This window comes from Streptomyces sp. SM1 (assembly GCF_002910825.1).
In the GTDB taxonomy this organism is placed as follows: domain Bacteria; phylum Actinomycetota; class Actinomycetes; order Streptomycetales; family Streptomycetaceae; genus Streptomyces; species Streptomyces okerensis.
Genome location: NZ_NEUB01000458.1, coordinates 1 through 8,902 on the forward strand (window position 1 = coordinate 1; position 8,902 = coordinate 8,902).

General features: G+C 72.7%; 6 protein-coding genes and 1 pseudogene. All 7 read left to right on the forward strand.

What is annotated here, in order from left to right; all coding sequences use genetic code 11:
- Positions 1–449: pseudogene (locus B9S61_RS11495) on the forward strand (hypothetical protein); the annotation flags it as partial.
- A complete protein-coding gene (locus B9S61_RS11500) occupies positions 442–816 on the forward strand; it encodes a nucleotide pyrophosphohydrolase (RefSeq protein WP_103542172.1) in 375 nt (124 codons plus the stop codon). The pseudogene B9S61_RS11495 and the gene B9S61_RS11500, both read left to right, overlap by 8 nt.
- A gap of 189 nt (positions 817–1,005) precedes the next feature.
- Positions 1,006–1,476, forward strand: coding sequence for a DUF6099 family protein (locus B9S61_RS11505; RefSeq protein WP_103542177.1), 471 nt, complete (start codon positions 1,006–1,008; stop codon positions 1,474–1,476).
- A 299-nt stretch (positions 1,477–1,775) separates the two neighbouring features.
- Positions 1,776–2,699 carry an LLM class F420-dependent oxidoreductase gene (locus B9S61_RS11510; RefSeq protein ID WP_103542173.1) on the forward strand — a complete coding sequence of 308 codons (924 nt, stop codon included), beginning with the start codon at positions 1,776–1,778 and terminating at the stop codon, positions 2,697–2,699.
- Positions 2,700–2,865: 166 nt separating this feature from the next.
- Complete coding sequence (locus B9S61_RS11515; protein ID WP_103542174.1) at positions 2,866–4,329, forward strand: 3' terminal RNA ribose 2'-O-methyltransferase Hen1; 1,464 nt, start codon at positions 2,866–2,868, stop codon at positions 4,327–4,329.
- On the forward strand, positions 4,326–6,923 hold the full coding sequence (locus B9S61_RS11520; protein ID WP_103542175.1) for a polynucleotide kinase-phosphatase: 2,598 nt from the start codon (positions 4,326–4,328) through the stop codon (positions 6,921–6,923). Before B9S61_RS11515 ends, B9S61_RS11520 begins: the two co-directional genes overlap by 4 nt.
- Before the next feature lie 284 nt (positions 6,924–7,207).
- The gene (locus tag B9S61_RS11525) at positions 7,208–8,761 is read left to right on the forward strand and encodes a hypothetical protein (RefSeq protein ID WP_103542176.1); all 1,554 of its coding nucleotides are present in this window, start codon (positions 7,208–7,210) and stop codon (positions 8,759–8,761) included.
- Positions 8,762–8,902 lie beyond the last annotated feature (141 nt).

Genomic DNA, 8,902 nt, shown 5'->3' on the forward strand with positions numbered 1-8,902 from the left:
CCCGCGCCGAGTGCGGACGCCGGCACGCGCTCCTCGTGGACGCGGTACGCGCCGGCTGCGCCGGTCCCGTCACCGACCTGCTCGCCGAGCCGTACGACGCCGGCCGCCTGGTCCGCGCCCTGCTCGACCGGGGCGACGGCACCCGCACCGAGCTGCGGCGGCTCGGTGACGGCGAGCTGAGGTACACCGCCTTCGCGCTGGTGCTGCTCACCGGCCCCGGCGTGCTGGAGACCGATGTGCCCGGCGAGGTACCCGCCGCGCTCCGCAGCCTCACCATCCTCGCCGACGGCCTGGACCGGGACCTCGACCCCGGACAGCGCGAGCACCTGCTGCGCCTGGCCGTGCGGATGTGCGAGCGCGGGCACATCCGCCTGGCCGGCGCGGTGAGTGACGCCTCCTGGGCCGCCGGAGTGACCGGCGTGACAGTGGTACACCTGGACCGTGACTGATCCGGACGACGACGACACCGCGCGCGAGCCCTTCCACCTCGCCCGACTCCAGCTCCGCCTGGCCGAGTTCGCCGCCGTACGCGGCTGGCAGCCCTACCACACCCCGAAGAACCTCGTGGCCGCGCTCAGCGTGGAGGCCTCCGAACTCCAGGAGATCTTCCAGTGGCTGACGCCCGAGGAGTCCGCCCGCGTGATGGGCGACCCCGACCGCGCGCACCGGGTCACCGACGAGGTCGCCGACGTCCTCGCCTATCTTCTCCAGCTGTGCGAGGTCCTCGGCGTCGACCCGCTGGCCGCCCTGGCGGCGAAGATCGACCGGAACGAGCACAGGTTCCCGGCCGGAGGGCAGCGCCCGTCCCCCGAGTAGGAGAGCGGGGACTCGCCGACTCCGTTTTCACTCTCCGTATATGACAATCTGGACATGCTCGAATTGTTGTCCACAGATTTCGGTCTTCCTCTGGCTTTTTGTCTCACGCACCTTCACTCTGGGTAGTGGATCAGGGAGTTCAACGGATGCGGACGCGTGGGCAGCGCGTCGGACAGACGGGGGCAGCGCATGGACGCTGTGCGGCTCATCGTGACGAGCAGAAGGGCTCTGGCCGCGACCGGCGGCGTGCCGGAGCTGCTGACCGAGGTGTGGCAGGCGCAGGCCCTGGCACAGGCGATAGGCAGCCGGCTGGCGGTGGTCGGCCCGCCCGAACTGCGCGGAGAGGCTCTGGGACTGACCGAGCTGGCGGGTCGCGGCTGCGGTGTGCTGAGCACCCCGGAGTTCGGCCCGGGAGAGCTGCGCGCGGCCCAGCTCACCGAGGTGGGCGAGGCCCGGCAGTGCCTGATGTGCCTCGGCGGCCTGCTCGGCGAGGTCGGTATCGCGCTGGTCGGCATCGCCTGCTCCGTGGACGACGAGGCGATGTACTGGCAGTGCATGGAGGTCATCGACGCGGCGGACGAGTCCCGCGACCGGGTGCTGGAGATGCTCCGCAGGCTGACGGACCGCGAAGAGGCATTGCCGGTGCGGGAGGCCGGCTGAGCATCCCGGCCTTCCGCACCGCCCGATGCGACGCCGTCGCCGCACTTCCGCCTGCCCGGCGACGCGTCAGGATCCGGAGCGGTCGGCACGACGACGCCCCGGCGCACACCCCCGGCGCGGGTGCCGGCCGCTCCGGACCCGCCCGAGCCGGCGGTCTTCACCGTGCCGGTCACCGGGCCTGACGTACCGCGTGACCGTCCTCGGCCCGACTTCACCCGACCGTGGCCGCGCCGGGGCACGCCGTACGGTCGGCCGTGGCCGTCCACGCCCGTGAGCGTGCGGGCGTGCAGGATGGAGACATGGATCTCCGCATCTTCACCGAGCCCCAGCAGGGGGCCACCTACGACACCTTGCTCACTGTCGCCAAGGCCACCGAGGACCTCGGCTTCGACGCCTTCTTCCGCTCCGACCACTACCTCGGCATGGGCTCCGGCGACGGCCTGCCCGGCCCCACCGACGCCTGGATCACCCTCGCGGGACTCGCCCGCGAGACCCGGCGCATCCGGCTCGGCACACTGATGACCGCCGGCACCTTCCGCCTCCCCGGCGTGCTCGCCATCCAGGTCGCCCAGGTCGACCAGATGTCCGGTGGGCGCATCGAACTCGGCCTGGGAGCAGGCTGGTTCGAGGAGGAGCACAAGGCGTACGGCATCCCCTTCCCGAAGGAGAAGTTCGCCCGCCTCGAGGAGCAGCTGGAGATCGTCACCGGACTGTGGGCCACCGAGCCCGGCCGGACCTTCGACCACCACGGCACCCACTACGACCTCACCGGCTCGCCCGCGCTCCCCAAGCCCGTCCAGGCCAAGGTGCCGGTGCTCATCGGCGGCCACGGCGCGATCCGCACCCCGCGCCTCGCGGCCCGGTACGCGGACGAGTTCAACATGCCCTTCGCCTCCGTCGAGGACACGGCCCGCCAGTTCGGCCGGGTCCGCGACGCCGCCCGGGAGGCCGGCCGCGACCCGGGTGACCTGGTCTACTCCAACGCCCTCGTCGTCTGCGTCGGCAAGGACGACCGGGAGGTCGCCCGCCGTGCCGCCGCGATCGGCCGCGAGGTCGACGAGCTCAAGGCCAACGGCCTGGCGGGCTCCCCGGCCGAGGTCGTCGAGAAGATCGGCCGCTACGCCGGGACCGGCTCCCGGCGCATCTACCTCCAGTTCCTCGACCTCTCCGACCTGGACCACCTGGAGCTGATCTCCTCCCAGGTGCAGTCCCAGCTGCCGTAGGGGCGCGCACGGCGAGCCGGACCGCCTCCAGCCGGGGGCGGTCCCTCGCACCCCGTGGCGCCGAAATTCTGTGCGACCTCGTGACCCCTTCCCTGTACGTTGATCGGACGCGCCGGAGTCCCGGTGTGTACTCGCAGCTCAGAAGGTGTTTCGAGGTGTAACCACCGTGTTCCTGACGATCAGTACCACCGGCTCCGCCGAGCGTCCGGCGACCGATCTCGGTTTCCTGCTGCACAAGCATCCCGAGAAGGCGCAGGCGTTCTCCACGTCCTACGGCACGGCACACGTCCTCTATCCCGAGGCGGACGCCGAGCGCTGCACGGCGGCGCTGCTGCTGGAGGTGGACGCGGTGGCACTGGTCCGGCGCGGCAAGGGCAAGGGGCGCGGCGGCGCACCCGACGCCGCCCTCGCCCAGTACGTCAACGACCGTCCCTACGCGGCGTCCTCGCTGCTCGCCGTCGCGCTGAGCGCCGTCTTCTCCAGCGCGATGCGCGGCGTGTGCACCGCCCGCCCGCAGCTCCCGGCGCAGCCGCGGCCGCTGCGCATCGAGGTGCCGGCACTGCCCGCACGCGGTGGTCCGGGACTCGTCCGCAGTCTCTTCGAGCCGCTCGGCTGGACGGTCACCGCCGAGCCCGTGCCGCTGGACGGCGAGTTCCCGCAGTGGGGCGACTCCCGGTACATACAGCTGGTCCTGGACGCGGACACGCTCACCCTCGCCGAGGCGCTGCGCCACCTCTACGTACTGCTCCCCGTCCTCGACGACGCCAAGCACTACTGGGTCTCCCCCGACGAGGTCGACAAACTGCTGCGGGCCGGCGAGGGCTGGCTGCCCGGACACCCGGAGCAGAGGCTGATCACCAGCCGCTACCTCTCCCGCCGCTGGTCACTGACCCGGCAGGCCATGGAACGCCTCGAGCTGGTGCGGCTGGCCGAGACGGACGACACCGCCGTCGAGGACATCGACAACGCCGTCGAGGCGGAGGCCGAGCAGGAGGAGAAGCCGACGCCGCTCGCCGTGCAGCGCCGTGAGGCGATCCTCGCCGCGCTCCGCGCCTCCGGCGCCGCCCGGGTGCTCGACCTCGGCTGCGGCCAGGGACAACTCGTGCAGCAACTGCTCAAGGACCCGGCGTTCACCGAGATCGTCGGCGTCGACGTGTCGATGCGGGCGCTCACCATCGCCTCCCGGCGGCTGAAGCTGGACCGCATGGGGGAGCGGCAGTCCGCGCGCGTGAACCTCCGCCAGGGTTCACTCGCCTACACCGACAAGAGGCTGGGGGGTTACGACGCCGCCGTGCTCAGCGAGGTGATCGAGCACCTCGACCTGCCCCGGCTGCCCGCACTGGAGTACGCGGTGTTCGGCGCAGCCCGCCCCCGGACGGTCCTGGTGACCACCCCCAACGTCGAGTACAACGTGCGCTGGGAGAGCCTCCCGGCCGGCCGTGTCCGGCACGGCGACCACCGCTTCGAGTGGACCCGCGAGGAGTTCCGCGCCTGGGCGGAGAAGGTGGCCGAAGAGTACGGGTACGGCGTCGGGTTCGTGCCCGTCGGGCCGGACGACCCCGAGGTCGGACCGCCCACGCAGATGGCCGTGTTCCAGGCCGACACCCCGAAGGAGGCGAAGGCCGCATGACCACCGACGAGACCGGCCGCACCAGCCGCACCGACGAGACCGACGACAGCGCCGGCTCCGCCGGTCCGGCCCGCACCCTCCCCGTCACCGACCTCTCCCTCGTCGTCCTGATCGGCGCCTCGGGCTCCGGCAAGTCCACCTTCGCCCGCCGCCACTTCAAGTCCACCGAGGTCATCTCCTCCGACTTCTGCCGTGGTCTGGTCGCCGACGACGAGAACGACCAGAGCGCGTCCCGCGACGCCTTCGACGTGCTGCACTACATCGCCGGCAAGCGACTCGCCGCCGGCCGACGCACCGTCGTCGACGCCACCAGCGTCCAGCAGGACGCCCGCCGTCAGCTGATCGACCTCGCCAGGCAGTACGACGTGCTGCCCATCGCCATCGTGCTCGACGTGCCCGAGCAGGTGTGCGCCGAGCGCAACGCGGCCCGCGCCGACCGCGCCGACATGCCGCGCCGGGTCATCCAGCGCCACACCCGCGAACTCCGCCGCTCCCTGCGCCACCTGGAGCGCGAGGGGTTCCGCAAGGTGCATGTGCTGCGCGGTGCGGAGCAGGTCGAGCGCGCGGTCGTCGTCACCGAGAAGCGGTACAACGACCTCACCCACCTCACCGGCCCCTTCGACATCATCGGCGACATCCACGGCTGCTCCGCCGAACTGGAGTCGCTCCTCGGCAAGCTGGGCTACACCGACGGGGCCCACCCCGAGGGCCGTACCGCCGTCTTCGTCGGCGACCTCGTCGACCGCGGCCCGGACAGCCCCGCGGTACTGCGCCGCGTGATGACCATGGTGAAGTCGGGCAACGCCCTCTGCGTGCCCGGGAACCACGAGAACAAGTTCGGCCGCCACCTGCGCGGCCGCAACGTCCAGCACACCCACGGACTCGCCGAGACCATCGCCCAGATGGACGGGGAGAGCGACGAGTTCCGCGCCGAGGTACGGCAGTTCATCGACGGGCTCGTCAGCCACTACGTCCTCGACGGGGGCGGACTGGTCGTCTGCCACGCCGGTCTGCCGGAGAAGTACCACGGCCGCACCTCCGGCCGGGTCCGCAGCCACGCCCTGTACGGCGACACCACCGGCGAGACCGACGAGTTCGGCCTGCCGGTGCGCTACCCGTGGGCCGAGGACTACCGCGGACGGGCGGCCGTCGTCTACGGGCACACCCCCGTCCCGGAGGCCACCTGGCTCAACAACACCATCTGCCTCGACACCGGCGCGGTCTTCGGCGGCAAACTCACCGCGCTGCGCTGGCCGGAGCGCGAACTGGTCGACGTACCGGCCGAGCGGGTCTGGTACGAGCCGGCCCGCCCGCTGCGTACCGAGGCACCGGGAGGCCGCGAGGGGCGCCCGCTGGACCTGGCGGACGTGCACGGCCGCCGGATCGTCGAGACCAGGTACGCCGGCCGGGTGTCCGTCCGCGAGGAGAACGCGGCCGCGGCCCTGGAGGTCATGAGCCGCTTCGCCATCGACCCGCGCCTGCTGCCGTACCTCCCGCCGACCATGGCACCCACCGCGACCTCCCACCTCGACGGGTATCTGGAGCACCCGGTGGAGGCCTTCGCCCAGTACGAGCGGGACGGCGTCGCGCGGGTGGTGTGCGAGGAGAAGCACATGGGCTCGCGCGCGGTCGCCCTGGTCTGCCGTGACGCGGACGTGGCCGCGGGGCGCTTCGCTGCCACCGGTGGCGGGACCGGCTCGCTGTACAGCCGTACCGGCCGCCCCTTCTTCGACGACGCGTCCGTCACGGAGGAGATCCTCGGCAGGCTGCGCACCGCCGTCACCGGGGCCGGCCTCTGGGACGAGCTGGACACCGACTGGCTCCTGCTGGACGCCGAACTGATGCCGTGGTCCCTGAAGGCGTCCGGGCTGCTGCGCTCGCAGTACGCCGCGGTCGGCGCCGCGTCCGGCGCGGTCTTCCCGGGCACCCTGGCCGCCCTGGAGAGCGCGGCGGCCCGGGGCGTCGAGGTGGGCGACCTGCTGGACCGCCAGCGCGAACGCGCCCGGTCCGCCTCGGCGTTCACCGACGCGTACCGCCGCTACTGCTGGACGACCGACGGCCTGGACGGTGTCCGCCTGGCGCCGTTCCAGGTGCTCGCCGTCCAGGGCCGCAGCCTCGCCGCGCTGCCCCACGACCAGCAGCTGGCCCTGCTCGACCGCATGGTCGAGCACGACACGACGGGCCTTCTCGGGACCACCCGGCGCCTCTACGTCGACACCGCCGACCCCGAGTCGGTGCGGGCCGGCGTCGACTGGTGGCTGGAGATGACCGGACGCGGCGGCGAGGGCATGGTCGTCAAACCGGTCGGCGCCGTGGTCCGAGACTCCTCGGGCCGCCTGGTGCAGCCGGGCATCAAGTGCCGGGGCCGCGAGTACCTGCGGATCATCTACGGGCCCGAGTACACCCGCCCGGAGAACCTGGCCCGGCTGCGCGGCCGCTTCCTCAACCACAAGAGCTCCCTCGCCGTCCGCGAGTACGCGCTCGGCCTGGAAGCCCTGGACCGCCTCGCCGAGGGCGAACCCCTGTGGCGCGTCCACGAGCCGGTCTTCGCCGTCCTGGCACTGGAGTCGGAACCGGTCGACCCGCGCCTGTGACGGCCCGCGAGTCGGCCCCCGCGTTCCCGCGCGGGGGCCGACTCCCGGGTGGCTGCCGCGGGGGACCGGGGAGGGTCCGGAGGCGTGCCCACGGCGGCTCCCGGGTGTGACGGCTCGGTGGCCCGGGTCGCGGGTGCGAATGATTCCGGCCGACGATGTCACCCGTGTGGGCGATCCTGACCGTGGGGCGGGACCATGACCTCATTCGTCCCTGGTTAACCGTTGGTGACCGTGCTAACTTCGCTGATCGGCCAGGCAGACGAACCGGCTCAGGGGGAAGGTCGGTGACAACGGACACGGGGCTCGGCGAACCCGAGCGCGCGCGTGGCAGCCGGGTGCTTCTGGGGCTGACCAACGCCCTGTGCGATCTCGGTTGCATGGAGGACGCGCAGGGGCGCCTGCACTTCGCCGTGGTGCTGGGTGACCTGCTGGGCGGGCAGGTCGACCTCCGGGGCGTCAAGTTGCGCGAGGACGTCGTGCTGCTCGTGCGCGCGGCGCTGAACACGGCGGGCGGCGAGAGCGTACTGGTCGAAGTGGTGCGGATCCTCGAGGGAGACCTGGCGGGCGACGAGCTGGACCGTCTGCTCGACGGGCTGCTCGGCCGGCCGCGGGGCCCGGCCGGCCCCGACCTCCTGGCCGGCCCCGTGATCTCCCGTGAGGACGAGCTCGGCGCCCGCGCCGTCCTGTCCCGGGGCGAGTTACCCGCCACGCGGCTGCGCGACGCGCTCGTGGAGGAACTCAACGGCCGCGACCTGCCCACCGGGCTGACGGCCGACCAGCTCTTCTCGCACGTCCTGGGCTGGACCGCACAGCTGGACGGACTGCCGCCCGCCGTGCTCCTGGTCGACCACGCCGCCCGCCTGGCCGCCACCCCCGCCCATCACGACGCCCTGAGCGGCTGGGTCGGCGACTGGGCCCGCCGGGCCGGCCTGACCGCACAGCTGGAGGGCCGCCGACAGGCCGCCCCCACGGCACCGGGGGACCCGGACATACCCTGCTGCCTCGTCATCGCCGTCGAACCGGTGCGGGACGGCACCCGGGACATCGTCGTCCGCCCCTGGCTCAACACCGTACCCGGACACTGGAACCCCCAGCCGGGTGAACCCGCCTACACGACACTGGACGACCTCGGCACCGCCGTCGAACGGGCGCTGAGGCAGGGCACCCGGCTCTGGACGGCGCCACGTGAGCCGGAATCCGGCGGACGCCGGCCCCCGCCGCCGTACATCGAGTTCCTTCTTCCCTACGACCTTCTCAACCACGACGTGGCCGGGCTGACGCACCGGGTCGGCGACGGCCAGCCGCTGCCGCTCAGCCTCAAGTACGGCGTCCACCTGCGCAGTCTGGAGCGGATGTACTCGGACGACACCGTGATCCGCGACCAGTGGCGGCAGCGCTGGCGCACCCTGGGGGAGCAGGGCGTCACCGTGCACGACTGGCGTGAACCGGACGGCCGGCGTCCCGGTGCGTGGCAGGCGGGGCTCGCCGGGGAATCAAGACATACGGCGGTGGTGCTGGACGCCCCCAGCGGCACCGGGGCCCTGGCGGCGCTCAAGGCCGCCATCGCCGAGGGGATAGGGCTCGCGATATGGGACCGCCGCGGAGTCTTCGTCGAGGAGCGCCGGGAGGTGGTGACCGCGTTGTTCGCCGCCGCCCAGACCCCGGCCCGTATCCCGACGGCCGTACACCTGCTGCGCCGGAACGCCGAGAGCGACGGCCAGGGGCCGGGTGAGCTCCTCGGCAGGCACATCGGTTTTCTCTGGGACGATCCCACCCGGCCCATCGACTTCCAGCCCACCGATCCCGGCGGTCTCGCCGGCGAGGAGGCACCGGCATGACCACTCAGGAGCAGTCGGCCCCAGGCGGCTGGCGGGTCTTCCACGGCACGGGCCGGGAACCGGCCGTACCGCCGGTGCTTCCGAAGCCGCCGCCCACGCCGCCGCGTGCACCTCGCGCCGGAGTTTCGGGGCCACCGCGAG

Coding starts and splice junctions, on each gene's coding strand:
- B9S61_RS11505 (WP_103542177.1), top strand. CDS start 1,006: ATGGACGCTGTGCGGCTCATCGTGACGAGCAGAAGGGCTCTGGCCGCG.
- B9S61_RS11510 (WP_103542173.1), top strand. CDS start 1,776: ATGGATCTCCGCATCTTCACCGAGCCCCAGCAGGGGGCCACCTACGAC.
- B9S61_RS11520 (WP_103542175.1), top strand. CDS start 4,326: ATGACCACCGACGAGACCGGCCGCACCAGCCGCACCGACGAGACCGAC.